General features: G+C 54.2%; 25 protein-coding genes and 1 pseudogene. 12 read left to right on the top strand and 14 right to left on the bottom strand.

Annotated elements, in window-relative coordinates; all coding sequences use genetic code 11:
• Nucleotides 1-3: 3 nt before the first annotated feature.
• From ACT3TC_RS01100 to ACT3TC_RS01090, 3 genes are read right to left on the bottom strand one after another with little or no spacing between them, the layout of a single operon-like run.
• On the bottom strand, nt 4-1,479 hold the full coding sequence (locus ACT3TC_RS01100) for an N-acetylmuramoyl-L-alanine amidase (RefSeq protein ID WP_172116278.1): 1,476 nt from the start codon (nt 1,477-1,479) through the stop codon (nt 4-6).
• Nucleotides 1,473-1,967 (bottom strand): tRNA (adenosine(37)-N6)-threonylcarbamoyltransferase complex ATPase subunit type 1 TsaE, encoded by a 495-nt coding sequence (tsaE, locus tag ACT3TC_RS01095; protein ID WP_172116277.1) that lies wholly within the window; start codon nt 1,965-1,967, stop codon nt 1,473-1,475. The genes ACT3TC_RS01100 and tsaE overlap by 7 nt, the downstream gene beginning before the upstream one ends.
• Nucleotides 1,968-1,978: 11 nt before the next feature.
• On the bottom strand, nt 1,979-3,472 hold the full coding sequence (locus ACT3TC_RS01090; protein WP_444638823.1) for an NAD(P)H-hydrate dehydratase: 1,494 nt from the start codon (nt 3,470-3,472) through the stop codon (nt 1,979-1,981).
• Between the two features lie 116 nt (nt 3,473-3,588).
• Between ACT3TC_RS01090 and queG the strand changes: the two genes are divergently transcribed.
• Nucleotides 3,589-4,671, top strand: coding sequence for a tRNA epoxyqueuosine(34) reductase QueG (queG, locus tag ACT3TC_RS01085; RefSeq protein ID WP_444638822.1), 1,083 nt, complete (start codon nt 3,589-3,591; stop codon nt 4,669-4,671).
• A gap of 14 nt (nt 4,672-4,685) precedes the next feature.
• Here the strand turns inward: queG and orn are convergent, their stop codons facing one another.
• A complete protein-coding gene (gene orn, locus ACT3TC_RS01080) occupies nt 4,686-5,267 on the bottom strand; it encodes an oligoribonuclease (protein ID WP_444638821.1) in 582 nt (193 codons plus the stop codon).
• Between the two features lie 88 nt (nt 5,268-5,355).
• Between orn and rsgA the strand changes: the two genes are divergently transcribed.
• Genes rsgA through asd form a run of 3 tightly spaced genes read left to right on the top strand, consistent with a single transcriptional unit; the run spans nt 5,356 to nt 8,159 of the window.
• Nucleotides 5,356-6,375: a small ribosomal subunit biogenesis GTPase RsgA gene (gene rsgA / locus ACT3TC_RS01075; RefSeq protein ID WP_444630060.1), complete on the top strand. Its 1,020-nt coding sequence runs from the start codon at nt 5,356-5,358 to the stop codon at nt 6,373-6,375.
• A gap of 17 nt (nt 6,376-6,392) precedes the next feature.
• Nucleotides 6,393-7,235, top strand: coding sequence for a sulfurtransferase (locus ACT3TC_RS01070; RefSeq protein ID WP_444638820.1), 843 nt, complete (start codon nt 6,393-6,395; stop codon nt 7,233-7,235).
• 51 nt (nt 7,236-7,286) lie between these two features.
• A complete protein-coding gene (gene asd / locus ACT3TC_RS01065; protein ID WP_444638819.1) occupies nt 7,287-8,159 on the top strand; it encodes an archaetidylserine decarboxylase in 873 nt (290 codons plus the stop codon).
• Nucleotides 8,160-8,161: 2 nt separating this feature from the next.
• Here asd and epmA read toward each other — a convergent pair whose 3' ends face one another.
• Both epmA and efp read right to left on the bottom strand, forming a co-directional pair.
• Nucleotides 8,162-9,142 (bottom strand): EF-P lysine aminoacylase EpmA, encoded by a 981-nt coding sequence (gene epmA, locus ACT3TC_RS01060; RefSeq protein WP_444627239.1) that lies wholly within the window; start codon nt 9,140-9,142, stop codon nt 8,162-8,164.
• A gap of 147 nt (nt 9,143-9,289) precedes the next feature.
• Nucleotides 9,290-9,856 carry an elongation factor P gene (gene efp, locus ACT3TC_RS01055; protein WP_172116269.1) on the bottom strand — a complete coding sequence of 189 codons (567 nt, stop codon included), beginning with the start codon at nt 9,854-9,856 and terminating at the stop codon, nt 9,290-9,292.
• Between the two features lie 138 nt (nt 9,857-9,994).
• Between efp and epmB the strand changes: the two genes are divergently transcribed.
• On the top strand, nt 9,995-11,014 hold the full coding sequence (epmB, locus tag ACT3TC_RS01050) for an EF-P beta-lysylation protein EpmB (RefSeq protein ID WP_444628272.1): 1,020 nt from the start codon (nt 9,995-9,997) through the stop codon (nt 11,012-11,014).
• Nucleotides 11,015-11,023: 9 nt separating this feature from the next.
• Here epmB and ACT3TC_RS01045 read toward each other — a convergent pair whose 3' ends face one another.
• The 6 genes from ACT3TC_RS01045 to dapA are packed head-to-tail and all read right to left on the bottom strand — an operon-like array spanning nt 11,024 to nt 16,626.
• Nucleotides 11,024-11,692 carry an SDR family NAD(P)-dependent oxidoreductase gene (locus ACT3TC_RS01045; protein ID WP_444638818.1) on the bottom strand — a complete coding sequence of 223 codons (669 nt, stop codon included), beginning with the start codon at nt 11,690-11,692 and terminating at the stop codon, nt 11,024-11,026.
• 30 nt (nt 11,693-11,722) lie between these two features.
• A complete protein-coding gene (locus ACT3TC_RS01040; protein WP_444638817.1) occupies nt 11,723-12,493 on the bottom strand; it encodes a DeoR/GlpR family DNA-binding transcription regulator in 771 nt (256 codons plus the stop codon).
• Between the two features lie 25 nt (nt 12,494-12,518).
• A complete protein-coding gene (locus ACT3TC_RS01035; protein ID WP_444638816.1) occupies nt 12,519-13,409 on the bottom strand; it encodes an NAD(P)-dependent oxidoreductase in 891 nt (296 codons plus the stop codon).
• Nucleotides 13,409-14,443 carry a 4-hydroxythreonine-4-phosphate dehydrogenase PdxA gene (gene pdxA / locus ACT3TC_RS01030; protein WP_444638815.1) on the bottom strand — a complete coding sequence of 345 codons (1,035 nt, stop codon included), beginning with the start codon at nt 14,441-14,443 and terminating at the stop codon, nt 13,409-13,411. Before pdxA ends, ACT3TC_RS01035 begins: the two co-directional genes overlap by 1 nt.
• Nucleotides 14,444-14,488: 45 nt before the next feature.
• Complete coding sequence (locus tag ACT3TC_RS01025; protein ID WP_444638814.1) at nt 14,489-15,733, bottom strand: four-carbon acid sugar kinase family protein; 1,245 nt, start codon at nt 15,731-15,733, stop codon at nt 14,489-14,491.
• Between the two features lie 17 nt (nt 15,734-15,750).
• Nucleotides 15,751-16,626 carry a 4-hydroxy-tetrahydrodipicolinate synthase gene (gene dapA / locus ACT3TC_RS01020; RefSeq protein WP_444638813.1) on the bottom strand — a complete coding sequence of 292 codons (876 nt, stop codon included), beginning with the start codon at nt 16,624-16,626 and terminating at the stop codon, nt 15,751-15,753.
• A gap of 310 nt (nt 16,627-16,936) precedes the next feature.
• Between dapA and ACT3TC_RS01015 the strand changes: the two genes are divergently transcribed.
• From ACT3TC_RS01015 to ACT3TC_RS01000, 4 genes are all read left to right on the top strand, one after another.
• Complete coding sequence (locus ACT3TC_RS01015; RefSeq protein ID WP_444638812.1) at nt 16,937-17,878, top strand: Bug family tripartite tricarboxylate transporter substrate binding protein; 942 nt, start codon at nt 16,937-16,939, stop codon at nt 17,876-17,878.
• A 73-nt stretch (nt 17,879-17,951) separates the two neighbouring features.
• Nucleotides 17,952-19,223: a tripartite tricarboxylate transporter TctB family protein gene (locus ACT3TC_RS01010; protein WP_444638811.1), complete on the top strand. Its 1,272-nt coding sequence runs from the start codon at nt 17,952-17,954 to the stop codon at nt 19,221-19,223.
• 10 nt (nt 19,224-19,233) lie between these two features.
• On the top strand, nt 19,234-20,739 hold the full coding sequence (locus tag ACT3TC_RS01005) for a tripartite tricarboxylate transporter permease (RefSeq protein ID WP_444638810.1): 1,506 nt from the start codon (nt 19,234-19,236) through the stop codon (nt 20,737-20,739).
• A 21-nt stretch (nt 20,740-20,760) separates the two neighbouring features.
• Complete coding sequence (locus ACT3TC_RS01000; protein ID WP_444638809.1) at nt 20,761-21,933, top strand: sialidase family protein; 1,173 nt, start codon at nt 20,761-20,763, stop codon at nt 21,931-21,933.
• Nucleotides 21,934-22,016: 83 nt separating this feature from the next.
• On the opposite strand, the pseudogene ACT3TC_RS00995 reads toward ACT3TC_RS01000, so the two are convergent.
• A pseudogene (locus tag ACT3TC_RS00995) lies at nt 22,017-22,373 on the bottom strand (transposase); the annotation flags it as partial.
• 148 nt (nt 22,374-22,521) lie between these two features.
• Nucleotides 22,522-23,553 carry a LacI family DNA-binding transcriptional regulator gene (locus ACT3TC_RS00990; protein WP_444638808.1) on the bottom strand — a complete coding sequence of 344 codons (1,032 nt, stop codon included), beginning with the start codon at nt 23,551-23,553 and terminating at the stop codon, nt 22,522-22,524.
• A gap of 111 nt (nt 23,554-23,664) precedes the next feature.
• Between ACT3TC_RS00990 and ACT3TC_RS00985 the strand changes: the two genes are divergently transcribed.
• Genes ACT3TC_RS00985 through ACT3TC_RS00975 form a run of 3 tightly spaced genes read left to right on the top strand, consistent with a single transcriptional unit; the run spans nt 23,665 to nt 26,438 of the window.
• Entirely contained in the window at nt 23,665-24,669 is a 1,005-nt protein-coding gene (locus ACT3TC_RS00985; RefSeq protein ID WP_444638806.1) for a TRAP transporter substrate-binding protein, read from the top strand.
• Between the two features lie 3 nt (nt 24,670-24,672).
• Complete coding sequence (locus ACT3TC_RS00980; protein ID WP_444638805.1) at nt 24,673-25,173, top strand: TRAP transporter small permease; 501 nt, start codon at nt 24,673-24,675, stop codon at nt 25,171-25,173.
• On the top strand, nt 25,164-26,438 hold the full coding sequence (locus ACT3TC_RS00975) for a TRAP transporter large permease (RefSeq protein ID WP_444638804.1): 1,275 nt from the start codon (nt 25,164-25,166) through the stop codon (nt 26,436-26,438). Before ACT3TC_RS00980 ends, ACT3TC_RS00975 begins: the two co-directional genes overlap by 10 nt.
• Nucleotides 26,439-26,445: the final 7 nt, after the last annotated feature.

The raw sequence follows: 26,445 nt of genomic DNA, 5'->3' as shown, positions 1-26,445 counted from the left end.
ACCTCAAGAGTTGGGAATACGTAATACTTGGCCCACGCGAATAACGTCGCCATTCAAATCATTAGCTTGGCGCAGCTGGCCCACTGGCACACCGTGGCGCAGCGCAATCGAAGAGAGCGTATCGCCTGACTGAATACGGTACTCATTCCCCGTAGGCTGGCGATGATTATCGCGCTGCCAGGCAAGCAGGCTCGCCGGTGGCGGGTTACGTTCAAAATGCGCGTTTAACCCGGAAAAAATCGCATCCGCAAGCCCCTGCTGATGAACGGGATCACGCAGTCGACGCTCTTCACTGGGGTTGGAAATAAAGCCAACCTCAACCAATAGCGAAGGAATATCAGGCGATTTAAGTACCATAAAGCCGGCCTGCTCAACGCGGGATTTGTGCAACCGATTAATCCGCCCCAACTGCTCAAGTACCTGCCCGCCAATAGACAGCGAATCGTTCAGCGTGGCGGTCATGGTTAAATCAAGCAAAACGCCGCGGAGCACTTGATCCTTATCACGCAGCGAAAGGTTGCCATCCACCCCTCCAATCAGGTCAGCGCGGTTTTCGCTGTCGGCAAGCCACTGGGCTGTTTCTGACGTAGCGCCACGCTGCGAAAGCGCGTATACCGAGCTGCCCTCGGGGCGCGGACTGTTAAATGCATCGGCGTGAACCGACACAAAGAAATCGGCCTTTTGCTCACGGGCAAGCTGGGTACGTTGCCGCAAGCCTATGTAATAATCACCATCACGAATAAGCACCGCTTTATAGCCCGGCGTGGCATTGATTTTGGCAGCCAACCGACGCCCGATATCCAGCACGACGTCTTTTTCTCGCGTACCGCCAGGGCCAATAGCACCCGGATCTTCACCACCGTGACCAGCATCAACGGCAATAATAACATCGCGTTGGGGGTGCGGCTGGGCGGGCTGAACTTCGGCCGGCTCAGGGCTTTGCGTTCCAGGCGACGCTTGGCTATCCGGCAATTGAGCCTGAACATCGTTTCGCTGCGCCAGCATTTCCTGATCACGAATCATCGCTTCTATCGGATCAATCGGGTTTTCAACGGCACTCTCGCCGGGATACTCAAGGTCTACCACCAAGCGGTGACCATATTGGTCATTAGGCGGCAACACAAAGTGGCGCGGTTCCACTAAGCGATTGAGTTCCAGCACCACGCGCAAACCACCCCCATCCCGCGGTCCGGTCCGCACAACCTCAATCGCGCTGCCATCTAGCGGCAATGTGGAGGCATCCGTTTTTAGCTGGCTCTCCTCCAAATCAATCACCAAGCGCTCGGGGTCCGACAGGGAAAAAACATTCGCCTGAGTGACGCCGGAAAGATCAAATACCAGCCGCGCGTGGTCGGGGGCGGCCCATAATCGCATGCTTTCAACATCAGCGGCCTGTACAGAAGAAACGCTCGCCATTAGCGCCATCAGCCCAGGCATGAGATACCGGGCCAGGCCGGTGAATTCGTTGCTAGTTACCATGAAGTGGCACCGTCTTCTGACTGCTTAAACGATTGTCTTGACTGCAGCCCATTAAGGACGCACTCACCGTACTCACTGAGTGCGTTCAACGTCGCCTCGCGCCCTGCACCCGCTACCGTAAGTGATAAGAAAATATCGGGAGCTGGCAGCCATCCCTCGCCGCGACTTGGCCACTCAACAATACATAGAGCGTCGTCCGCCAGCACATCACGACCGCCGATAAACTCAAGCTCCTCAGGGTCAGATAAACGATAGAGATCTAAATGATAAATGCGCTGTGTGCCCAGCTCATAAGGCTCCACGAGGGTATAGGTAGGGCTTTTGACTGCCCCCAGATGCCCATAAGCCCTTAAAACTCCACGTGTTAATGTCGTTTTACCGGCGCCCAGGTCACCTTCCAGGTAAACACGCCCACGCCCCTGCAATGCACTTCCCAGCGCTTCACCAAAAGCGACCTGCGCTTCTTCATTTTCCAATTGCACCTGCATGTGGGCTGCCTTCACGGGTTGATCAATACTCGTGCATAGGATGCCAGATCACTTGCCAGCAAGCCACGTTCTCCTTGTGCCTGTGCGGCGCGGTCGGCGGCTAGCGCATGCACCATAACGCCTAGCCAGGCACTACTCTCTATCTCTGTTCGCTGGGCGACCAAGGCGCCGAGCATACCGCTGAGCACGTCACCCATTCCACCACTGGCCATACCGGGGTTTCCGTAAGGACATACAACCAAGCCACCGGGCCCGGCAATCAAGCTCCCCGAGCCTTTTAGAACAACAACGCCTCCTCGTCTACGCTGCAGCTCACGCGCAGCGGCAGGCCGGTCAGCCTGCACATCGGCGACGCTACACTCAAGCAACCGGGCAGCTTCGCCAGGGTGCGGCGTTAAAATCCAGTTATCACGACGCTCGCTCGGCCAGTGGCTGGCGAGTAAATTAAGCCCATCGGCATCGACGACCAGCGGAGAGCCCGATGCCAGCGCGTGCTGCAACACAGCCTGCCCCCAAGCGGCTTGCCCCATCCCCGGCCCCACCACCAGAACATCGGCTTTTTGCGGAAGTTCGTTTAAATCAGCGCCGCCGCGTACACCGTGCGCCATTACTTCCGGGCAACGCATCAAACTCGCGATGGTATGCTCTGGTGCGGTTGCCAGGCTTACTTTGCCAGCGCCTAAGCGTACCGCCGCTTGGGAAGCCAACAGCGCTGCACCACCAAACCCCGGAGCACCGCCCAAGACCAGCACATGTCCCATATCGCCTTTATGGCTGGTGCGGGAGCGCGGCGCAAAGACGTCTGTTAACCAGCCTTCGTCCAGCCGCCACGCACAAGGAGGAATATCAAAAAAGGCCTGCGCTTTAACGCCCAGGGGGCGAAAATCAATCTCCCCCGTATAGGCAGGCGCTTCACCGGTATGTAGCCCTATTTTATCGCCAATAAACGTGACGGTAGTATTGGCGTGAACAGCATCGCCAAGGACCGCACCCGTATCCGCGGCTAACCCAGAGGGTATATCGATCGCCAGCACAGGACATTTAGCGGCGTTGATCGCCTTAATCGCCTGTTGCGTTGTCCCTGTCACCTTGCCGGTAAGGCCGATACCGACCAGAGCATCAACAATCACCTCGCCCGAGAACACACAATCGGCATGCCACGCTTCGCAGGAAACACCGGCAGAGGTTGCAAGCTCGGCAGCCCTGGCGACATCACCTTTCAGTGTATCCAACGGCTTTAGCGTAATACGCTGCACTTTAAGCCCTGACTGAATGGCAAGCGCTGCCAGTACATGACCATCGCCAGCGTTATTTCCCCCACCACATAACACCGTTACGCTACGCGCATGGGGCCAGCGCGCGCGAAAGCTATGCCAGGCACTGGACGCTGCCCGCTGCATTAGGGCAAACCCTTCGATACCACCGGCAATGGTACGGCGGTCCAGTTCACGTACCTGCTCCGCTTTGAATAGCGGGCGCAGCGAGGAAGTACTTAAGGTGGACACGATATCTCCTTTCGCATGTTGTGATGGCGACCAATTGCGTTAGCATAGCGCGACTAATGCTCGACCGTAGACTGATAATGCCCTGTTCCACTGCTTCTTCACTTTCAAGCCATACCATGACCACTGAACAACTGACCCATCTTGCTGACCTCATCAAAACCTGGGGCCGCGAGCTGGGCTTTCAGCAGGTTGGTATTACCGATACGCAGCTCGATACGCATGAGCAGCATCTCAACGCATGGCTTGAGAAAGGTTATCACGGTGAGATGAGCTTTATGGACAAGCACGGCACCAAACGTACACGCCCGGCCGAGCTTGAACCGGGCACGCTGCGAATCATCAGCGTGCGTATGGATTATTTACCTCCCGAAGTTGAAACGACTCGGCTGCTGGGTCAGCCGCAAAAAGCCTATGTATCACGCTATGCATTGGGCCGTGACTACCACAAGCTAATACGTAAGCGCCTGGCTCAGCTGGGTAAAAAAATCGAACAGGAAGTAGGCCCTTTTGGCTACCGTGCCTTTGTAGATTCTGCCCCAGTAATGGAGCGCGCCCTGGCGCAAAAGGCAGGCCTTGGCTGGTTCGGTAAAAACGCCATGCTGCTCAACCCAAAAGCAGGCTCTCTGTTCTTTTTGGGTGAGCTTTATACCGACCTGCCCCTCCCCGTTGACCCGCCCTACGAGCGTGAGCATTGCGGCAGCTGCGATGCTTGTCAGACCGCCTGCCCAACAGGGGCGATTGTTGACGATAAAGTGGTGGATTCGCGCAAGTGCATCTCCTATTTAACGATTGAGCTACACGGAGCGATCCCGGTTGAGTTTCGCCGCGCCATGGGCAACCGCGTATATGGCTGCGACGACTGCCAACTGGTATGTCCGTTCACACGCTTCACCCGCGTGAGTAACGAGCAAGATTTTGCCCCCCGCCACGACCTGGACCGCGCCTCCCTGCTCAGCCTGTTTGGCTGGAGCGAAGAGGCATTTTTGGACAAAACCGCCGGCAGTCCCATTCGTCGTATCGGCTACGAACGCTGGCTACGCAATATTGCCATTGGCCTGGGCAACGCACCGTGGAGCGAAGCCGTTGAAGCCGCGCTGTGGGCACGGCGCGCTTACCCCAGCGCTCTGGTACGTGAACACGTTGCCTGGGCGCTTGATGAACAGCGCCTCAAGCGCGATGCACGCATTGCGACAAGCTAACGTTCAACCGAGGCTTACTCTTCTTCGTCCTGCCCGCCTGCCACGCGCAAAAAGGTGTTGCGGTAGTGGGCAAGTTCAGCAATCGACTCTTTGATATCGTCCATTGCCAAGTGCACGTTGCGCTTGCTAAAGCCTGCCAGCGCGCCCGGGTTCCAGCGCTTGGCAAGCTCCTTCACGCTTGAGACATCCAGGTTACGGTAGTGGAAGAAACGCCACAGCGCTGGCATCTCACGCTCCAAAAAGCGTCGGTCCTGATGGATGCTATTACCGCACATGGGCGACGAGCCTGCCACCACGTACTGGCGCAAAAATTCCAGTGTCTGCTGTTCGGCACTGGCCGTATCGTTCTGGCTGGCTTTTACGCGCGCGACCAAGCCGGACTCGCCGTGGGTCTTCTGGTTCCAGTCATCCATTTGTGCCAACAGACTATCTGGCTGCTTAACGGCAATTATCGGCCCTTCCGCCACGACGTTTAAATCCGCATCGGTAACGAGCGTTGCCACTTCGATAATGCGCTCTTTATCAGGATCAAGGCCGGTCATTTCCAGGTCGATCCAGACCAGCAGATCACTGCGCGGTTCGTTACTATTGCTCATGCTTTTCTCCAGGATAGCCAACGGGTCGAGTTACCCGGCGTCAGTTAACAGGTACACTATCCCCTATTGTACCGAGCATCGAGTGGTCATGAGCAAACGTAAATTAAGCCGCCAGCAGCAGTGGCGAGTCGACAAAGTCCAGGCAGAGCGTGCTAGCCGCGCTGAAAAGCGTGATGTACGCGACGCAGAAAAGCTGGCTGCTGGCGAATACGGCGCCGAACAGCCCGGCCGGGTGATGGCGCATTTCGGGCGAACGCTGGAAGTACGTAATGCCGAGGGCACACCGGTACGCTGCCATCTACGTGCTAATCTGGACGGTATGGTAACCGGCGACCGAGTAATCTGGCGGGCAGGCCAGGAGGGCTCCGGCGTTGTTGTGGCCCGCGAAGAGCGTGACACCGTGCTCAAGCGCCCTGACGCGCGTGGCCAACTCAAGCCGGTCGCCGCCAATATCGACCAGATTTTAATCGTTTTTGCCGTTGAGCCGGCGCCGCACCCTAATTTGATTGACCGTTATCTAGTCGCCGCTGAAGCCACCGCTATCGCACCGGTTCTGGTACTCAACAAAATCGACCTGCTGCCAGACGATGGCGGCGAGCTTGGCAAGTTACTGGAGCGCTACCGTGCGCTAGGCTACCCGGTGGTGCGCACCACTACAGCCAATGAAGAAGGGCTTGCCCCTTTACGCCAGCAACTTGAGGGCCGTACCTCGGTGTTTGTGGGCCAAAGCGGCGTGGGTAAATCATCGCTAATTGACCTGCTGTTGCCCGGTGAGTCATTGCGTATCGGCGCGCTTTCCGAAGATTCACGCAAGGGCACGCACACCACGACTACCGCGCGGCTCTATACCATGAACCGCGATGAAGTCACCGATGGCGAACTGATCGACTCTCCCGGCATTCGGGAATTTGGCCTGATTCATTTGACCGAACAGGACGTGACCGACGGCTTTATCGAGTTCCGCCCTTTCCTGGGCTACTGCCGTTTTCGTGATTGCCGTCATCGGGAGGAGCCAGGCTGCGCTTTACTTGAAGCGGTTGAGGAAGGCAAGATTCACCCGGAACGTTTTGCCAGCTATCGCCGGATTCTCGATAGTTTAGACGCTTGATTTTAAAGGAGCTAACCATGAGCACCGAGCACCCATCGTCAGAGTCAAATCTTCTACCGCTGATCGTTGAGCCAGAACAGTTACAGGGTCACCTGGATCAACCAGCGCTTTTGATCATTGATGTGCCGGTGAATCCGGATAATTACCGACAGGGGCATGTGCCGGGCGCGGTATATCTGGATTTTCGCTACCTGATGCGCGGCGAAGGCCCGGTGCCCAATGACGTTCCCGATGTAGGCTTCTTATCGCAACTATTCAGCGCATTGGGGCTTACTCGCGACACTCACGTTGTGGCCTATGATGACGAAGGCGGCGGCTGGGCAGCGCGCCTTTTATGGACGCTAGAGCTGATTGGCCACACCCGCTACTCCTATTTAAATGGCGGTATTCATGCCTGGCGTGATGCCGGTATGCTCGAAAGCACGGAGCAAACCCGCCCCTCGCCTAGCGAATACCATGCACAAATTTTAAACCCGCAGGCACTCATCACCTGTGATGAGATTAAAGCCAAACTGGGTGACAAGCAGTTTGCAGTTTGGGATGCGCGCTCCAAGGGTGAATATGACGGCGAGCAAGGCAATAATAAGCATCTTGGCCACATTCCAGGTGCGGTCAATATGGATTGGCTAAACGCCATGGACCGGACCCGCTCCCTGCGTATTCGCGACTACGCCGAGCTTATAACCGAACTTGGGGCCATGGGCCTAACGCCCGATATGGAAGTAGCCACCCACTGCCAGAGCCACCACCGCAGCAGCTTTACCTGGCTGGTGGGTAAAGCGCTAGGGTTTAATATACGCGGCTATGCGGGCTCCTGGGGCGAATGGGGCAACCGCGACGATACGCCGATCGAAAAGTAACGTAACCGGCTTGGCTGGTACGACGTTTAACCACTGCTAAAAGTAATTAATGTGACGCTACCTCAAAAAGCTTTCTCGTTACTCCAATACCCGCTTCCCCATCATGCCATCTCGCGCCTGACCGGCACGTTTGCGCAGAGTGAGGTGCCTTGGCTGAAAAACATGCTGATCAAGGCCTTTATCAAGCGGTTTAACGTCGACATGAGCCAGGCACTTGAGCCGGACCCAACGGCGTACGCCAATTTTAACGCGTTCTTTACCCGCGCTTTAAAAGCGGATGCTCGCCCGCTGGGGCAAGGCATTTTAAGCCCGGCCGATGGCTCGCTTTCGCGCCATGGCCGCCTGCAGGCGGGTCAGCTGGTTCAAGCCAAGGGCCATACCTATTCGGCACAGTCGTTACTGGGCGGGGATGCGGCGCTTGCAGAAGAGTTTATGGGCGGCAGTTTCGCGACCGTTTATCTCTCGCCACGCGACTATCACCGTGTACATATGCCCATGACCGGTACGCTGCGAGAAATGATCTATGTGCCTGGGCGTATTTTCTCGGTGAATAAAGCCACTGCGAGCTACGTGCCGAACCTGTTTGCACGCAACGAACGCTTGGTATGCATTTTTGATTCAGAGCACGGCCCATTTGCCATGGTATTGGTCGGCGCGATGGTGGTTGCCGCCATTGAAACCGTGTGGTCTGGGCAAGTTACACCGCTGGCGGGCGTGCCTCAACACACACGTTTTGACAACACCATCACCCTTGAGCGCGGCGAGGAAATGGGACTATTCAAACTCGGCTCTACCGTTGTGATGTGTTTTGCCAAGCCGGTTACGTTTAGCAATCCAGCAACGCGTGAGGATTATCGGCCAGAAGCCATGGTGCAAATGGGCCAAACCCTCGGTGATTTTCCGCCAGCCCCGCCTATCGCTTAGCGTTAGCAATTAGGCGTCGAAAAGGTGAGCACGTCTTCAAGGCGTGCTTTACCCAATGCCAATTGAATTAAACGGTCAATTCCCAGCGCTACGCCCGCGCATTCGGGCATGCCATGCTCAAGCGCTGCCAGTAAACGCTCATCAACATCGACCTCGGGTAACCCCAGGCGTCGCCGTTCAGCGTTATCGTCGCTAAAGCGAGTGCGCTGCTCCGTGGCATCGGTTAGCTCGTGATACCCATTGGCCAGCTCAATACCGTTCAGGTAAAGCTCAAAACGTGACGCGACCCACTCTCCATCCACATCCTGGTGTCGGCGGGCAAGCGCCGCCTGGCTGGCGGGATAGTCCGTTACCACGCTTAATTCGTTCTGGCCCAACGTGGGCTCAATCACCATGCTCATCAAAAGGTCGAGGCAGGTATCGCGGCCTTCGTTCACCAACGCCCCGGTAGGCATCCGGCCTCGCTCAGCGGCCAGCGCGCGTAGCTTATCAAGTGACGTTGTGAAGGGGTCGACAGCCAAGCAAGTATGAAACAGCTCGCGATAACGATAGTGCACTACCGGCCCGGCAAAAGCAGGTAACAGCGTGGCCACCAGCGTGGTGGTCTCGTCGATCAGTTCGCCAAGCGACAACCCTGGCCGGTACCACTCAAGCATCGTAAATTCAATGTTATGGCGCGAGCCCACTTCACCATCACGAAAACTACGCGCCAGCTGAAAAATGGGCCCACTGCCCGCGGCCACTAAACGCTTCATATGAAATTCAGGTGAGGTTTGCAGCCATAACCGCCGCTGACCTTTATCAGTGCGCGCTTGAGTCGCAAGTGACACCAGGTGCACATCGGTACTTCCGCCCTGCCCAAGCACCGGCGTTTCAACTTCCAGCACGTCACGTTGGGAAAAAAATGCTCGCACTTTTGAAAGAAGACGTGCTCGCTCGCGTAGCGTTTCAATTTGCGCATTTGGTCGCCACTCAATGGCCATCACTGCTCCTTGAATAAAATAAAGCCACGCAAATGCGTGGCCCTAAGGTAGTACAAATGTCGCCAAGTACGTAATAAAGCCTACCGCTTTATCCACTTGGCTAAGCACTTAACTACTCACTTAACGCTTAGCTTAAAAACGTACTTATCAAGCGCGAGAAACGTACTCGCCGGAGCGCGTATCGATTTTGAGCACTTCGCCCTGGTTGATAAACAGAGGTACACGAACAACAGCACCCGAAGAGAGCGTTGCGGGTTTAGAGCCGCCCTGCGCCGTATCGCCCTTCAGGCCTGGGTCAGTCTCGACCACTTCAAGCTCAATGAAGTTGGGCGGCGTCACCGAAATTGCCTTGTCGTTCCACAGTGTCAGCGTATAAGGCACCTGCTCTTTGAGCCATTTGACAGTATCGCCCAGCGCTTTTTTCTCTACGGCGTACTGCTCAAAAGAGCCGTCCGTTTTCATAAAGTGCCACATGTCACCGTCGGTGTAGAGGTACTCCATCTCCAGGTCCATGACATCTGCACCTTCCAGTGAATCACCCGATTTAAAGGTACGCTCGCCTACACGGCCGGTCATCAGGTTACGCAGCTTAACGCGGTTAAACGCCTGACCCTTGCCGGGCTTGACCAATTCGTTCTCAACGATTGAGCAAGGATCACCGTCGAGCATTACTTTTAAACCGCCTTTGAATTCATTGGTAGAATAGTTAGCCATGTTGCCTCTCTGTGATCTATTTCAGTTAGCTATTACAGTGAGCGATGCAAGATAGCCTACGTCGCCGCAGCGTGGATAGCATCGTCAAATAAGTGCGCGCATGATAACCCGAAGGAGGGCTTTTTGCAGGAGAACATTATGATCGTTGCCTCGGATAATCACGAGCGATTCAACGAAGCCTCAAGCCCTACGTGGCAACAGCAGCTTTCCAGCGCCATTCGTGACCCACAAGAGCTTTGCAAGCGGCTTGGACTAAAGAGTGAATGGCTCTCTGGCGCACATACCGGGCATAGGCTGTTTGAAACCTGCGTACCCGAGGCCTATTTGTCACGCATTACTTACGGCGATACGTCCGACCCGCTGCTGTGCCAAGTGCTGCCCGTCAGCGACGAAGCGCTCACGCCTAGTGGTTACGTGCTTGACCCTCTTGAAGAGGCCGATCATCGCCCTGCCAAAGGGTTGATTCACAAATACGCCGGTCGGGTGCTATTAATCGCAAGCCCAAACTGCGCAATTAACTGCCGCTACTGTTTTCGTCGCCACTTTCCCTACAGCGATAATTCACCATCCCGCGCCCAGTGGCAAGATGCGCTTGATTACCTGCGCAGCAGCCCCACCATTCATGAAGCCATTCTTTCCGGCGGCGACCCGCTGGCCGCCAACGACCGTCAGCTAGCCTGGCTAGTCGGCGAGCTGGAAAAAATCCCTCATCTTAAGCGGCTGCGCATTCACACACGCTTACCCGTGGTGATTCCTGATCGTATCGATAATGCGCTACTTGCCTGGCTGGGCAATACCCGGCTGCAAAAAGTCGTGGTACTGCATATCAATCATGCCAACGAGATAGATCAAGCCGTCGTTGAGGCCTGCACCCGATTAAAAGAAGCCGGTGCCACGTTGCTTAATCAAAGCGTACTGCTGCGCGGCGTTAACGACGAAGTGAGCACACTCACCGCCCTTTCAGAGCGGCTTTTTGAGGCAGGCATCCTGCCCTACTACCTGCATGTATTAGACCCAGTGCAGGGCGCCGCTCATTTTGATGTACCGGATGATGAAGCACGTGCGCTCATCACCCAACTACGTGAGCACCTACCCGGTTTTCTGATGCCCCGACTTGTGCGCGAAGTACCTGGGGAGGCGAGTAAAACGCCGCTGTGAGGGGTATGCTTAAAGCGAGGCGCCCGCACAGACCGTTAGCGTCTGTCCAGTGATAGAGCATGCCGACTCACTGAGTAAAAACGCAACGCTTGCGGCGATTTCTTCGGGCTCGATAAAGCGGCCCATAGGAGGGAGCTTGGGCGCCACACCTACCCGATTGGGATCTTCAAGCATGGGAGTACGCGTTGCTCCTGGGGCAACCAGGTTGACGGTGGTATTTTTGGCTACCAACTCCATTGCCCAAGAACGTATCAGCCCCTGCTGAGCCGCTTTCGAGGCGGCATAAGCACTTTTACCCAGAGCGCCCTGCTGGGTTCGGCTTCCAATCAGGATAATGCGCTTTAAAGGAGCATGTTCAGCAAGGAGCTTTTTAACCAATAACGCTGGCGCATCGACGTGAAGCCGCCACATTTCTTGTGCCTGCGTCTGTTCATACGCCTGAATATCTCCGATATGCATGACCCCAGCAGCGTGCACAAAAGCATCAAATACGGATAAATCAAGCTCAAGTACACTGGTTGCAAGCGCGCCCAAGTCGGCGCTGACCCACCGAAACCGTCCACTTTCGATTGGCGGTGGACGCCTTGAAAGCCCTGTCACGTCCAACCCTTGATCAATCAAGCGCTGACAGATCGCCAGACCAATGCCCGAGCTGCACCCTGTCACTAATATATGCATTGAGTAACTTCCTGAATTTTGACTGTACGGCTAGACGTTGACCACTTCGAGAGTGACGGCACGACTACGCTTAAACACTTCAAGCTTGTCACTTCCGGCCTGATCATCGGTAATAAGCGTCCAGTGGCTTAGCATAGGCGTCCAGTGTTGTTGTCGTGCGTTACCCAACTTACTGGAGTCAGCGAGCACTACCACTTTCAGAGCGCGTCGGATCATCATCTCTTTTAAATAAGCCTGCTCAGCGCTGGCTTCACACAGCCCCAAGTCGGCCACTACACCATCAGCACTTACAAAAAGTTTATCTACCGATAAGCGTTCAAGAGCGGCCTGAGCCGTCACGCCGTAGGTCGTCATACTAGCCGCCCGCAGGTCTCCACCTAAAAGCGTCACTTTGCAGTCTTTGATAGCCGCCAGAGCGGGCAGAGCAGCAACATTATTGGTAAACACATGAAGCCTGCGCCGCTGCCCTAACACCTTAGCCAGCGCCGTAGTGGTGGACCCACCGTCAAGCAGCAGCGTATCACCGTCCTCAATATGACCAAGTGCTGCGAGCGCAAGATGCGCTTTGACATCGCCCCGCTCGTGCTGGCGCTGAACCAGCGAAAGCTCTGGCTCACGCTTGCCAACCACTGCGGCGGCACCACCATAGGTGCGCACGATGTACCCCTCGTCGGCCAGCGATGACAAGTCTCGCCGAACGGTGGCCTCGGAGATATTAAAACGCTCACAAAGCGTCTCCACATCGGTCATTCCATTGTGGACTGCTTCCAGCATGGCGCTGCGGCGCTTGGCGACTTTCATTGAGACTCCTTAAGGCAGAGCGCTTTTACGATGAGAAGGACACACCGTGTCGCTTAGCGACGATATCGGAAAGCTCAGGTACAAAGCTTTCTCCAGCACCTTCTTCCAGTGCGCTTGCGTATAAATCCTTAATGGCATGAGCGACTCCCGCTTGAACGTTCAAGGCATCCGCCAGGTTGGCTACGTAGCGGATATCCTTGCCAGCATTGGCCAGCGAAAAACGGTGGGCGTCGCGGTCGCGCTCCAGCACGTACTGGAAGAACGTCTGATAAAAACCACTATCCATTCGACTGCCGCGTATAACGCTGTCAAATACCGCAGGAGTTACGCCCGCTTTGGCGCCGATGGTAAGCGCCTCAGAATAAATCGCACCGTAGCCCATGGCCAAAAATTGATTGAGCAGTTTCATGGTATGGCCTGCGCCTGCTGGGCCTACGTGCAGGATTTTACCCGCCCAGCACTCCAGCACCGGGCGTATGGCTTCAAGCGTGGCATCATCAGTACCGACGATAGCCTGTAGCTCGCCTGATTCCGCTTGGGTCGGCGTACCGCCCAAGGCAGCATCCATGAAAGTGACGCCCTTAGCGGCGAGCGTTTCGTTTAAGCGGCGCGTCAGGGTCGGGTCGGACGTTGAACAGTCCACAATGACAAGCCCTTCGTGAGCACCCAACGCCAACCCCTGCTCACCTTCAACAATCGATTCGACCTGCGGAGCGCCAGGTACACAAATAAACACAATATCCGAGCACTCTGCCAGCGCCTTGGGAGAGTCCACCGACTGAGCCCCCTGTTTCAGTAGCGGCGCGATGCTGTCCTCTCGCGGATCAAAAACGGACATTGAGTAGCCACCTTGCATGATATTACGAGCAATGTTGGCACCCATCAGGCCCAAGCCGATAAAGCCGATACGTTTCATTATGCGTTCTCCTTTACGGTGGTTGATGTAGCGGGTTTTTCACGACGATTGGCGAGATCAACGGCTTGCTTAAGCGCCTCAAGCAGGCTGCGCTCGTCAGCCACGCCCTTCCCAGCGATATCAAATGCCGTGCCATGATCCACTGAGGTACGAATAACGGGCAATCCCACGGTCACATTAACGCCGGCCTCAAGCCCCATCACCTTAACGGGGCCATGCCCTTGGTCGTGATACATCGCTACCACTACGTCAAAGTCACCTCTGCCAGCGCGGAAGAACAGCGTATCGGCAGGAAGCGGGCCTTGAACATCCCACCCACGCGCGGTGAGCTCTTCAATCGCAGGGACAATTTTCTCTTCTTCTTCGCCATAACCGAACAAACCATTCTCACCAGCGTGAGGGTTAATACCACAAACACCGATGCGTGGGTTATCGATACCCGCGCGGGTAAGCGTTTCATGGGCACGCTCGATAGTACGTTTGACGAGTCCCGGCTCAATACGGTGAATAGCGTCTAGCAGGCCGATATGGGTGGTGACATGAATGACGCGAAGATTAGGCGCCACCAGCATCATCGAAACTTCGTCGATGCCGGTCAGGTGCGCCAGCATCTCCGTATGTCCTGGAAAGAGGTGCCCGCCAGCGTGTAGCGCCTCTTTATTTAGCGGTGCTGTACAAATGGCATCAAGATCGCCCCTATGCGTCAGCTCAACGGTATGCGCGATGAACTGATAAGCTGCATCACCGGCAACCGGGGATACCTGTCCGTACGGTAAATCTTCAGGAATCAGCCCAAGATCAATGCAGTCCAGCGTGCCTGGCACAAATTTCGCCGCACTGACGTCATCGATCACATTCAGGGTCAGCTGGCTGCCAACAATCTGTCCTGCTTTTTTCAAACGACCCGCGTCGCCGATAACGAGTGGTCGGCAGGTGGTGTATACGCTCTCATGGGCAAGAGCCTTCATGATGACTTCAGGGCCGACGCCTGCGGCATCCCCCATGGTGATACCTACAACAGGAAGGTAGCTCATTGGTAGTATTACTCCGAAGTAACTAGGTGCAGAACCTGGCAAGGCTCAACAACGACATGAACTGGAAGGACGTTTATCGACCAGCGTGCGCCAAGCCTCATAAAGCGTCGTCTCGCTACCAAAGGCGCCCGCCTTGGTCACTACCGGCATGCCTTGGCCGTTAACCGAGAGCGCAACACCCGGCTCAAGCTCATCAACGAGATGCAGATGATTGATACCGGCTGCGCTAAGCAAGGCTTTAGCTGTTTCGCCACCCGTCGCGACGAGCGCTCCAAGCAGGCTTATATGGTTGCCCAAGTGGCTAGCTAGACGCTGCGTCAGCGCATAACCGTCAATGGAAGGGTCCGGGGCTTGCTGAGTCAGACTTACAAGTACATCGTGCCCTGCTTCAAGCGCTTGTTGCGCTCTTTTCAGCGCAAAAGGCGCATCCTGGAGGGTCAGTAGATCGGCGATATCCACTTGGAAGTGTTCAAGCGCTTTGCCACGTTTCGTTAACAGGTAGTCAACCTGACGATGTGAAACGGACGACATGCTCCCCACCACCATCAAAACCGGCCCTTCTATCGTGATGGGCGGCATTAAAGCCGTACCTGCGTCACGACCAAGATAGGGGCAAAGCGCTGTTGAAAGCCCTGCCGAGCCTACCCAGAAGATGCGGTCAAGGGTATGCGTTGCTTCAGCGAGATGCTCAAGGTCTGCGTCACTTTCAGCGTCGCACACCACGGCCTCTATCTGATTTTGCTGATGTTTTAAAAGCCACTGACGTAGCACGTTCGTAGAGGACTCACGCAGCGTGGCAAGCGACAAGTGAGCGACGTTAATCTCCGCCTCGACCAGCATATCGCTCAATGAAGCCTTGCCGCTCCGCTCCTCATTGCCCCACACCGGTGTCTCTTCGACAGGCGTATGGTCAATGAACTGTCGTGCGTCTCGAGTAAAGCGCTTCATCGCAGGCATGGCCGGAGCTACCACCGCCATTCCCACCTCAGGAATCAGCGCGGCAACTTCCTGAGCCCAGTTGCCACGAAGTGTTGAATCGATTTTTTTATAAAGACGAAGACCTGGCTGGCGTACTGCGCGCCAGGCCTCAACATTCAGCTTAGCTGCCTCGGTTGCGTCCAAATGGCGAGAATCCGTATCGAAAACCAACACCTGCGCATCTACGTTGTTTTGTAGAGCAAGCTCAATAACCGTCGCTGAACCGCTCCTGGCGTAGCTCACCGCGCAGTCAGCAGCACCTGACAGATCATCCGCCAGAATAATAAGCCGCGCCGTGTCCGATAAAGACATTGATGGCCTCTCAAGCATTAGCGATAAACCTGCATCAACTCATCAAGCTGCTGGCGCTGTTGATCGCTTAGCGGGAGCGCGGGAGCGCGTGTAGGGCCTGCTGGCATGCCCATCAACTCGGCTGCTGCTTTCAATACCACCGGCATAGTCGCCATGCCGAAAGCCGTGCGCAGCACGCGAAGCTTTTCCTGTGCTTCACGGGCTGTTTCAATGTCGCCTGCCTGGAAGGCGTTATAGATGGTCATCACGACATCGGGTACTGCGTTGGTGGTAGCCGCTACCGCGCCATCGGCACCCGCCAGTAGGCCCCAAAGGATGAGTGAGTCGGTACCCGTGAAAACAGCAAAATCGTCGCGCTTCAAGCCAACCAGCTGCGTCAACCGGTCAAAATCGCCGCCGCTGTCTTTAATACCTTGCACCATGGGCAGGTGCGAAAGCTCGGCCACAGTATCAATGGTAATCGTGCCGCCAGTTTTAGCGGGAATGTTGTAAAGCATAAAGGGCAGCGGTGCTTGTTCGGCAATCGCCGAATAATGAACGACAAGCTCACGCTGGGAAACCGCGTTGAAGTAAGGAGTAATGATCGAACATGCATCAACCCCAATCTGCTCCATCCTGGCGTTCATGTCGATCACGCCTTGGGTGGTAAACGCACCAGTCCCCGCAATAACCGGCACTCGCCCTTGCGCTTGTTCAACGACTATCCTAGCGACGTTCAGTTTTTCGTCATCACTTAGCGCGAAGAACTCGCCGTTAGTGCCCAGCGCGAAAAGCCCATGGACGCCCTTATCAATCAAAGTATCCACCAATGTACGCAGTGCGGCTTCATCAACTGCCTGGCGATCGTTCATTGGAGTAATCAAGGCGGGGATAATGCCTTTAAATAGCGTCATGGCGTCAGTTTCCTCAGCTCGTTTGCGATCAAATCGATCATAAAAATGATTGATTCAAAAAAATATCGCAAGCAAACCAAGCAAATATAATTGACCAAAACGATCAAAAAACAATTAACCTATTGAATCTTAACAACCAATACACAACCTGACTTTGGTATATGCAACGAAAGTGTAAATGCATAAATTGATTGTTACGATCATTTTATAGCCATGGAAAGGTTCATAGCTGAAAAATAGCCAAGTTGGCCGCGTTGCTTATGACCCCTTAAACATAAATGCGCTGCACAATAAAAACACGGAGACTGATATGACGGTACGCAAAACACTCGGAGCACTTCTCGCCACTTCTTTTCTTTTTCCTATGGTGGCTCATGCCGAGTATCCCGAACGGTCGATCGAACTGATCATTCCGTTTGGGCAAGGAGGGGGTAACGACTTGGTTGGACGCGCCTTTTCTCAATCGCTGGCCGAATATTCAGGCGTAGATGTACTGCCGGTCAATCGTACAGGTGGTAGCGGTGCTGTAGGGTTCCACGCTGCCTCATCGGCACAGCCCAATGGCTACACCATTGCCATGATCAACAGTTCACTGGTTGGTAATCCACATATTATCAATGGCTTTCCAACCAGTGCGGAGGATTTTACGCCAATTTGCCTACTCTCAGCAGAGCCTGTCGGTATCGCCGTTAGCGCCAGCAGCGAGATTGAAACTCTTGAAGACTGGGTCTCTATTGCTCAGGAAGACCCTGACCGCCTTGCACTAGGGTATACCTCCATTGGTGAGCTGATTGCGCTTTCGGCTGGAAATGTCACCGACACTGACCCGACTCTCATCCCTTACTCAGGCTCAGGTGATTCTATTACTGCCGTTATTGGGGGACATGTGGACGGAGCTATCGTTTCAGATGCTGAGGCATATTCTCAAGTACAAGCCGACCAGCTCCGGATACTCGCCTTCTTCAGCGAAGAGCGCTCTAAAAGTCTACCTGATGTTCCCACTTCAGCCGAAGCAGGCTACCCACTGGATATCGGGTTATTCCGTGCTATTGGAGCACCCGCCGATATCCCAGAGGACGTAGAAAGTTATCTGATTAATGCATGTACCGAAATCGCCCAAGAGGAAGAGTTCATTGAGCGCATGAATCGTATTGGCTTTAACGTTCAACTGCGCACTGGCGCCGATTTCAAAGAGTGGTTAACACGCCAAAGCGAAGCTTTTGCAACCGCTGCCAGTCTGTTAAAGCAGTAAACCACTCCATATGAGCAAGAGCATTCAGGTGCTGTCATCTGGATGCTCCAACGTTTTTAGGGATAGCACCTTGATGACATATCAGACCCTTAAATACCGGCTAAAAACCATTGAGTTCTGGACACTACTCCTACTGCTGTTAGTGGGGGGCTATTTTTTTATCCAAGCATTCGATATGCCGTTCGAGATGCGTCGCACCATCGGCCCCGGTTTTATTCCCACCATTGTGCTGTTTGGCTTGATCAGTTGCACGCTCGTTGCACTTACCCAATTTTTAACTAATAAGAACTATAAAATTTTTACTAATTTTCCAGAGGGTTCCGAGGATGACACAACGTTCAAAGCCTTGACAGAGGCACTCAACACTCAAGCTGGCACCCATTTTGCGCTTTCGAGCCACACAGGGCTTGGCCGTTTTTCTGCATTAAGTGTCATCAAGCAAAGTCATCCAGACACCTCACTTCTCGCCGCTTCATCCCGGGCAACTCAGGTCAATGCTGAGTTGGCTGCGCAAGAACACTTAAGCGGCTTCACACCACTAAGCCTTCTCTATTTTGATGCTTTCATTTTGGCCGCACGCACGGGTACGAACACTTCGACCAATATGTTTGCCCAACTCAAAATTGGCTATGACAGCCTAATTGAAGACACCGTTTTTTTAGAAAAGCTACGTCAGCGTTCAGATATACAGGTACTGCCCAACGAACAATGGCAAGCAATGGATATCAAGGCGCTACGCGATGCGCTGTCTAAAGGAAAAATAGATATTATTCTCGCTGCCCGGTCCGAACTTTCAGAGTTATTGCAGAACGGTGAACTCACGATCCTGGAAGCCTTCGATGGCAAAACTCTTGGAAAAAGTGAGCTAATTTATGGCGAATGGGCTGCTCTCTTCGTACCTGACAACCAAGCAATTGACATCCGCCAACAAAATGCCGAGCGCTTAGAGGCTGCCATTTATGCACCACCTTTTACCGCCCAACTCCAACACGTTCAAGTACCTTGGCAATTCACAGCCGCAGACCAAGCGAAAGCTCTTCTGGGCGCACTGGCAACACAAGGTACTCAGGGTGTAGCAGTAAAGGCGCAACCAGCCCGTGGGCGCGCATATGCTATTCCCATCACCTTGTTAGCGATTGCCCTCTTTCCATTTCTTATGAACATTGTCGGCTTTATTGCTACCTCCATTCTGATCACTTCCCTGATCATGGCCTTGCTGCGCGCCGAGCTAAGCCTTGTAGGACTTGCCAAAATTGGTGTGATCAACGTTGGAATCGCCGTGAGCACCTACATGGTTTTTTACCACATATTTAGTATTCCTCTCCCATTAGGTTCAATCTGGTAAGGAGCCCGGTATGTTTGAGCTATTAATACAAGGGTTTGCATCCCTTTTGGACCCATTACTTTTACTGCTGCTAGTAGGTGCGGTGGCGATTGGTATTGTGGTCGGCGCCATGCCGGGAATATCTCCTTCGCTTGGAGTGGCGATTGCCAGCCCGCTGACGTTTGTATTCGACCCCTTCACCGGAATCAGCTGCCTGTTAGGTATCTATATCGGTGCCGTTTTTGGTGGCTCGATTCCTGCCACGGTGATCGGTATTCCCGGTTCAGCGATGGCAGTCACCACAGTATTTGACGGCTACCCGATGGGGCGCAAGGGGCAAGCGGGACTGGCGTTGGGGCTCAGTACCATATCGTCATTCATCGGCGGCGTGCTTGCTTCGCTGATACTGATCGTCCTCGCCTATCCGATCTCGCAGTTCGCACTTTCGTTGGGCCCGCGCGAGTATTGCGCCATTGCCGTGCTGGCATTGATGGCCGTCGCCTCACTCTCTGGCGGGTCGTTCCTGAAGGGAGCTATTGCCTGTCTGCTCGGGCTTTTTCTGGCCACTGTCGGGCTTGATGAAATCAACGGACAGCCCCGCTTTACGATGGGCATGCCCTACCTGATGGGTGGCATCCCGTTCATTGCGGTGATTATCGGTTTATTCGCGATCCCGGAAATCATGCAGCGCTTCGAGCGTATTTCTCATCGCACTCAGCCTATCGTACAGGTATCCAAAGTCTTGCCCTCTTGGCCGTTACTGAGACGGCTGATTCCCGCTCAGCTTCGTTCAACCGGCATCGGCACTATTGTAGGGGCAATACCCGGCGCTGGCGCTGATGTGGCCTCACTTATCTCCTATAGTCAGGGGCGTAACCTTTCCAAATACCGAGAACGTTTCGGCTCGGGTGAACCCGAGGGTATTGCCTGCTCTGAAACCGCCAACAGCGCTTCGGGCGTGGGTGCCCTGATCCCTCTCTTGACCCTTGGCCTGCCCGGAGGTGCCGTCACCGCAGTGATCATCGGCAGCTTCATGATTCACGGTCTACAACCTGGCCCGCTATTAATGCGAGACCATGCGCCACTGGTTTATCAGTTTTTTGCCACCACCGTCATCGTCAATTTTATCGTGCTGCTGATTGGCCTGCCCGGCGCCAAGCTTTTCTCGCGAGCGCTCCAGGTAAAAGAAAGCATTCTTCTGCCGATCATTTTATTGATATGCATCATCGGCTCCTATGCCTTACGTAATAACCCTTGGGATATTCTGGTCATGCTCGGCGTTGGAGTCTTTGGCTACTACATGGCAAAAGCAGGTATTCCTCGTGCCCCTATCGTGATTGGCATGACGCTTGGTCCAATCATCGAAAGCGAGATTGCGCGCGGGCTTTTGATCACCCGTGGTAACTACCTGGATTTCATTACACCAATCAGTGCCATTATCTGGGCTATTGCATTACTGCCCCTTTATTGGCCTTTGCTGCGCTTCACATTTCGCCGCATTAAGACCCACCCAACCTATCGCAACAAGCACTCCTGATACCGTAAAAAAGGACGACGTATGAGCGCGCTCACACAAGACACATTCACGGGTAGCTTGCATACCGCCACTATCGACGGTGGCCGCCTGGAGGCCTACCTTCCCACTCCCTGCCTACAAAACCATGCCTCGTTTCTCCACGAGCTGCCCAACGGCGATCTGCTCTGCGCTTGGTTTGGCGGTACCCAGGAGGGCGTTCCCGATATTTCTATTTACGTTTCGCGGCTTGCAAAAAGCAAAGATCAGTGGTTAGACCCGGTGAAGCTCTCCGACGATGAAACCCGTTCCGAGCAAAACCCAGTGCTGTTTACAGCACCTGGCGGCGCGCTATGGTTACTTTACACAGCGCAGCTCTCCGGGCACCAAAACACCGCCATCGTTCGCTACCGGATATCCCACGATAACGGCAATCAGTGGAGTGAACCCCGAGCCCTCTTCGAGACACCGGGTGTCTTCATTCGCCAACCGCCGGTTTTTACGCCCCAAGGCAGTTGGGTGCTGCCGGTCTTCTTGTGCCGTGTGGCCGAGGGCGAGCGCTGGACGGGCAACGACGACATCAGCGCCGTTATGGTTTCTGAAGACAGCGGCAAAACGTGGCATCAACATGACGTACCCGATAGCGTGGGCTGTGTGCATATGAACATTCAGCCTCTCAAAGATGGCACTTATCTGGCGCTCTATCGTAGCCGCTGGGCCGACGCTATCTATTCAAGCCGCTCCGACGACGCTATTACGTGGAGCGCCCCAAAGACGGTCGAGCTACCCAACAATAACTCTTCTATTCAGTTTACCTGCTTAGATAACGGCCACCTCGCGTTGGTTTACAACCACCGTCGAGCGGACCCCGAAGGAGAGCGCCGAACCTCGCTTTATGACGATATTGAAGATGCCGAAGACCATGGGGAGCTCGTCGAACAGACAAGCAACAATGGAAAAGCTGCATTCTGGGGCGCCCCGCGTGCGCCTATGACGCTTGCCATCTCCACCGATGGTGGACGCAGCTGGCCGATCAAACGCGATCTGGAAATCGGCGATGGCTACTGCATGACCAATAATTCAGCCGAAAAGAAAAACCGTGAATACTCCTACCCGACAATCATTCAAGGTCAGGATGGTGTGCTACATATTGCATTTACCTATTTCCGACAACGCATCAAGTATGTGCAGATAAGCGAAGCGTGGGCATCCGCCTAACCGCTTGGCATGCCAAGCTATTCACATTCAGCAATAAAAAGCCCACGACTCAGTTGTGGGCTTCAGGCTACTCTAAGCACACCGTCCTGGCTCCCCTGAGCTTGATACCAGTACGCTGTTCGGGATATGCCTACAAGGCGGCAGGAAGCTCACTGATCTGTTGGTAACCAACCAGATGCCTAGCAGTCGCTTTACGTGTTGTCGCCATTATCACTTTTTTGACAGTACATCCTTCATGGCCTCTTCCAAGAGCTTGTCAGCTAGAAGCTTTTCAGTTTACTGGTTTCCATTTCAAGCTCCCGCAAGCGCTTCGCTTCATCCACTTCCAAGCTCGTATACTTGCTGCGCCAGTTGTAGAAGGTACCACTGGAAATGCCCAACTTGCGGCACAGGTCGCCTATCTTGGCGCTTGCCTCATGTTCTTTAATAGCGCCGATGATCTGCTCTTAGGTATAGCGTGTCTTTTTCATAGCGAGATTTCCGTTAACCACAATTAGCTGGAAACCTTATCGAGTTCATAGTGTTAGTTTTGAGGGAAGGTGAAACCGCCTAGTTTTGCCTATATTTTTTGGTAATATGGTTATCAACCTAAAAACTCGCGATTGGCAGATTCTCTGAAAAATAGATTTCCATCGAGACAGCGCCGCTATCGGTTTTGTCACTACTTACCATGTCTATTGCCCGGGCATAGATAGCGCTGGGATTCTGGGTAATGACCATATCCATAATGCCCTCGATCAGCATGCTGCGCGTATCCGGGGTCAGACCATGTCCTATAAAACATATCTCTTTATCACGTTTTGATTCATGCAACGCTCGACCAATCCCATCAGACGAGCCGCCGACATTATAGATCCCTACAATATCGGGGTGCTGCTCCAGCAAGCGGCACGTATTATGGTAGTTTTCATCCCGGTTATCGTGCCCTTCCTGAGGCCCAATCACCGTTAAATGGGGAAAGCTTTCCTCAATCAGCGCCAAAAACCCCATCTCCCTTTCCATATGCGCGCGATAAGCGCGGCTCGCCGCCACAAGTGCAAGCTTACCTTGAAGTGCACGGCAAAAGCGTCCCATTACTTTGGCGGCAGTACGCCCTGCGGCAAAGTTATCAATTCCGATATAGGCATGCCGGTTCGAGGTGGGCAAGTCAGAGATGATGGTAACGACTCGTTTTCCGGCATTAACCAGTTCATCAATTACCTGGCGCACCTTTGGGTGTTCGATGGCCATGAAAATGATTACATCGGAGGTTTTGCCGTAACGCCGCAATGCCTGAACCAATGCCTCTGGATTGAAGCTTTCGATAAAGTGGCTGCGCACTTTAAGAGGCTCCATCGACTGTTCTGCCAGAGCTCTTACATAGGTATTTAGCCCAGTGAGATAGGGGTTGGTACCCTGGGGCAATAAAAACACCACCTTGGAAAAGGCGGGCCCAAGACGAGCTTTAACCTCCTCTTCGCCTAAATAGCCCACCTCAACCGCCGCTTGCAGCACGCGATGTAGCGTAACTCTGCGCACGCCGGGCCGTCTGTTCAGAACGCGATCTACGGTTGCCGTTGAGACCCCCGCAGCCATTGCAATGTCGGGTATCAAGGGGCGTTTTACATCAAAAACCATCATGAATTCCTCATTGCTTAGAAGAGCAGCCCTGCCCTAGCCTATTGGTTAGTAGCAGGTGGAAAACACTTGGCTACAAAACAATAAAAAACAATCATCGTCTGGAGAATAACAATGCTAGTTAAACTAGTTCGCAATAGCCATCTCGCTTTAATAGCCGGCGCCTTGGCGCTAAGTGCAACAAGTGTGGCCGCGCAGGAAGTCACCCTTCGCTACGGACATATGCATACGCCCAATTCGATTGCGGGTATGCAGGCCGAATGGCTGGCGGAAGCCATTGAGGAAAAAACGGCCGGCGATGTGGCCGTTGAGATCTACCCCAACTCCCAACTAGGCCGCCTACAGGAACTCGCCGAAGCCGTTTCTACCGGCTCCATTGCGCTTTCTCACAATACCGCGGGCGCTATTGGCTCTCTCTACGCCCCTTTCGCGGCCTTTGATACGCCCTACCTTTATCGCGACGTTGATCATCTTATGAAGGTGATGGATGTCGACTCCCCGGTTATGAGCACTCTGAACGAAGAACTAGCCGCCGCTTCAGGCGTACGTTTGCTGTATGCCTTCTACTTCGGCACCCGGCATCTTACGGCCAATCAGGAGATCCATACGCCTGACGATTTAGCCGGTGTAAAAATTCGCTCGATCCCCTTCCCCATATATATGGCGACCGTAGAAGGAATGGGTGCCATTCCTGTGCCGGTTGATTGGTCAGAAGTACCGACAGCACTCGCCACCGGCGTGGTTGAAGGCCAGGAAAACCCGGTCAACGTCGTGGTCAGCGCCAAACTGAATGAAGTGCAAAGCCACATGATGCTGACGGGGCATATTAGTGCCGCGCAGGTCATCGTCATTAACGACGATACCTGGCAGTCCTTGTCACCCGAGAATCAAGCGGCTATTGCTGAAGCGGCTCTGGAAGTACGCGAACGCGCTACGACCGCCATGTTGGAAGCAGAAGCCAGCGATCTTGCTCAACTTGCCGAGGCAGGCATGCAGATTATTAGCCCGGAAGAAGGCCTGGATGTAGATGCCTTCCGCACCCGTGTGCAAGCGCGAATTACAGAAGAGTTCGATAGCCAATACGGCGATTTCTATCAACTCATCAGCGAAACGCGTTAAGCCATGAACGGTCAAGCACCCCTATTAGAGCGAAGTCTTAGCCGGCTGTCCGAAATTCTTGTCGGTATTGCGATGCTACTGCTGGTGATCATCACCATGCTAGTCGTCGCTCAAGTACTCGCCAGAAATCTCTTCAATACTGGGCTGCCATGGGCGGATGAAGCCTCCCGGTTTGCGGGTATTTCCATGGTGTACCTGGCGACCCCTTATTTACTGTTCCATGGCCAGCATGTGGCAGTGACCATGCTGGCGGATGCGCTATCAGGCGTTAAGCGCACCCTGTGTTTAGCGATAGCAGAACTGGCAACGTTAGGCTTTTGCGCCCTGACTCTCTACGGTTTTTATCGCTTTCTGATGCGCGCAGGGCGCTTTTCCTCACCCGCTATGGGCATCCCCAATCTGTGGCTATACATGCCAGCGTTTATCAGCATCGGGTTGCTGGCGGTGATATCACTCTACCGTCTAGGGCGGATGATGCAGCGGAGGGTTTTAGTATGTCCCTAACGTTACTGCTCATTTTCGCGGGGAGCTTGCTGATTGGCGCGCCGGTCGCGGTCAGTTTGGGTTTGTCAGCGGGGCTGGTGATTTTTCTCTACGACCTGCCGTTCACGGTTATGGCGCAGCGCGCCATTAATACGCTGGACAGTACGCCACTATTGGCGGTACCACTTTTCATACTCGCAGCGTCATTATTGGGCGCCACCGGTGTCACCACGCATTTGTTTGAATTGATGCGCATGGTGGTTGGGCGTATTCGTGGCGGCATGGCGCATGTTAACGTGCTCACCAGCCTGATTTTTTCCGGCATGTCCGGCGCAGCATTAGCGGATATCGGGGCATTGGGTGGCATTCAAATTCGTCAGATGGAGCAACAGGGCTACACCAAGCGCTTTGCATCCGGCCTTACCATTGCCGCAGCGACTATTGGGCCTATTTTCCCTCCGTCTATTCCTCTTATCATCTTTGCCACGGCGGCTGAAGTTTCCACTATCCGTGCGCTGCTGGCAGGTGTCATTCCCGCACTCGTGGTGGCAGTGGCGCTAATGATACAAGTCGCGGTTATGGCAAGGCGCTCTCAACTGCCGCGTGATGATGTACAGCCAAGCTTTGCAGCCTTTCGTAAAAAAACCCTGATCTCGTTGCCCGCCCTGCTCGCCCCAGTGCTGTTAGTGGGCGGCATGATCAGCGGCTTTTTTGGGCCCACGGAGGCAGCGGGCATGACCGCTGCCTATGCCATTCTTATTGGCGTGATCATTTATCGCACCTTAACGGTACGCTCTTTCCTGACCTGCACCCGGGAAACCGTGTTATCGACCGCCAACGTGCTGTTTGTTGTCGCCTCTGCGGCCTTGTTTGCCTGGGTACTCACGATGGATCGTGTTCCAGCCCACGCAGGTGAGTGGTTGCTAAGCGTATCGGATAATCCGCTCGTTCTTCTGCTTCTGCTGAACCTGCTCTTATTGGTCGTGGGCATGTTTCTGGAAGCTATCGTCGCAATCCTCATTATTGCCCCGATTGTGGCACCTGCCTTGCTGCAAGCCGGCGTTCCCCCAGAACAGCTAGGTGTGGTTTTCGTGCTCAACCTGATGCTTGGGCTGCTGACCCCGCCTGTGGGCATGAGCCTTTACATGGTATCGATCATTACCAAGATGCCGCTTTCCTCGATTATTCGTGGTGTGGCCCCCTTCTATCTTTCCCTTTTTGCAGCCTTGGCGTTGGTCACATTGGTGCCCTCTTTGTCCACCTGGTTGCCTAACCTTGTTATGTAGGAAGTGT

Origin of the sequence: Halomonas sp. AOP27-A1-41, from assembly GCF_052378605.1 — a bacterium.
In the GTDB taxonomy this organism is placed as follows: domain Bacteria; phylum Pseudomonadota; class Gammaproteobacteria; order Pseudomonadales; family Halomonadaceae; genus Vreelandella; species Vreelandella citrativorans.
The sequence above is the reverse complement of the archived record's forward strand: the minus strand, read 5'-3'. Positions and strand labels throughout refer to the sequence as shown.

Coding starts and splice junctions, on each gene's coding strand:
- ACT3TC_RS01005 (WP_444638810.1), top strand. CDS start 19,234: ATGTTTGAGCTATTAATACAAGGGTTTGCATCCCTTTTGGACCCATTA.
- ACT3TC_RS01070 (WP_444638820.1), top strand. CDS start 6,393: ATGAGCACCGAGCACCCATCGTCAGAGTCAAATCTTCTACCGCTGATC.
- pdxA (WP_444638815.1), bottom strand. CDS start 14,443: ATGAGCTACCTTCCTGTTGTAGGTATCACCATGGGGGATGCCGCAGGC.
- ACT3TC_RS00975 (WP_444638804.1), top strand. CDS start 25,164: ATGTCCCTAACGTTACTGCTCATTTTCGCGGGGAGCTTGCTGATTGGC.
- ACT3TC_RS01045 (WP_444638818.1), bottom strand. CDS start 11,692: ATGCATATATTAGTGACAGGGTGCAGCTCGGGCATTGGTCTGGCGATC.
- ACT3TC_RS00985 (WP_444638806.1), top strand. CDS start 23,665: ATGCTAGTTAAACTAGTTCGCAATAGCCATCTCGCTTTAATAGCCGGC.
- epmA (WP_444627239.1), bottom strand. CDS start 9,142: ATGGCCATTGAGTGGCGACCAAATGCGCAAATTGAAACGCTACGCGAG.
- ACT3TC_RS00980 (WP_444638805.1), top strand. CDS start 24,673: ATGAACGGTCAAGCACCCCTATTAGAGCGAAGTCTTAGCCGGCTGTCC.
- efp (WP_172116269.1), bottom strand. CDS start 9,856: ATGGCTAACTATTCTACCAATGAATTCAAAGGCGGTTTAAAAGTAATG.
- ACT3TC_RS01025 (WP_444638814.1), bottom strand. CDS start 15,733: ATGTCTTTATCGGACACGGCGCGGCTTATTATTCTGGCGGATGATCTG.
- queG (WP_444638822.1), top strand. CDS start 3,589: ATGACCACTGAACAACTGACCCATCTTGCTGACCTCATCAAAACCTGG.
- dapA (WP_444638813.1), bottom strand. CDS start 16,626: ATGACGCTATTTAAAGGCATTATCCCCGCCTTGATTACTCCAATGAAC.
- tsaE (WP_172116277.1), bottom strand. CDS start 1,967: ATGCAGGTGCAATTGGAAAATGAAGAAGCGCAGGTCGCTTTTGGTGAA.
- ACT3TC_RS00990 (WP_444638808.1), bottom strand. CDS start 23,553: ATGATGGTTTTTGATGTAAAACGCCCCTTGATACCCGACATTGCAATG.
- ACT3TC_RS01015 (WP_444638812.1), top strand. CDS start 16,937: ATGACGGTACGCAAAACACTCGGAGCACTTCTCGCCACTTCTTTTCTT.
- ACT3TC_RS01035 (WP_444638816.1), bottom strand. CDS start 13,409: ATGAAACGTATCGGCTTTATCGGCTTGGGCCTGATGGGTGCCAACATT.
- orn (WP_444638821.1), bottom strand. CDS start 5,267: ATGAGCAATAGTAACGAACCGCGCAGTGATCTGCTGGTCTGGATCGAC.
- ACT3TC_RS01000 (WP_444638809.1), top strand. CDS start 20,761: ATGAGCGCGCTCACACAAGACACATTCACGGGTAGCTTGCATACCGCC.
- epmB (WP_444628272.1), top strand. CDS start 9,995: ATGATCGTTGCCTCGGATAATCACGAGCGATTCAACGAAGCCTCAAGC.
- ACT3TC_RS01100 (WP_172116278.1), bottom strand. CDS start 1,479: ATGGTAACTAGCAACGAATTCACCGGCCTGGCCCGGTATCTCATGCCT.
- rsgA (WP_444630060.1), top strand. CDS start 5,356: ATGAGCAAACGTAAATTAAGCCGCCAGCAGCAGTGGCGAGTCGACAAA.
- ACT3TC_RS01040 (WP_444638817.1), bottom strand. CDS start 12,493: ATGAAAGTCGCCAAGCGCCGCAGCGCCATGCTGGAAGCAGTCCACAAT.
- ACT3TC_RS01010 (WP_444638811.1), top strand. CDS start 17,952: ATGACATATCAGACCCTTAAATACCGGCTAAAAACCATTGAGTTCTGG.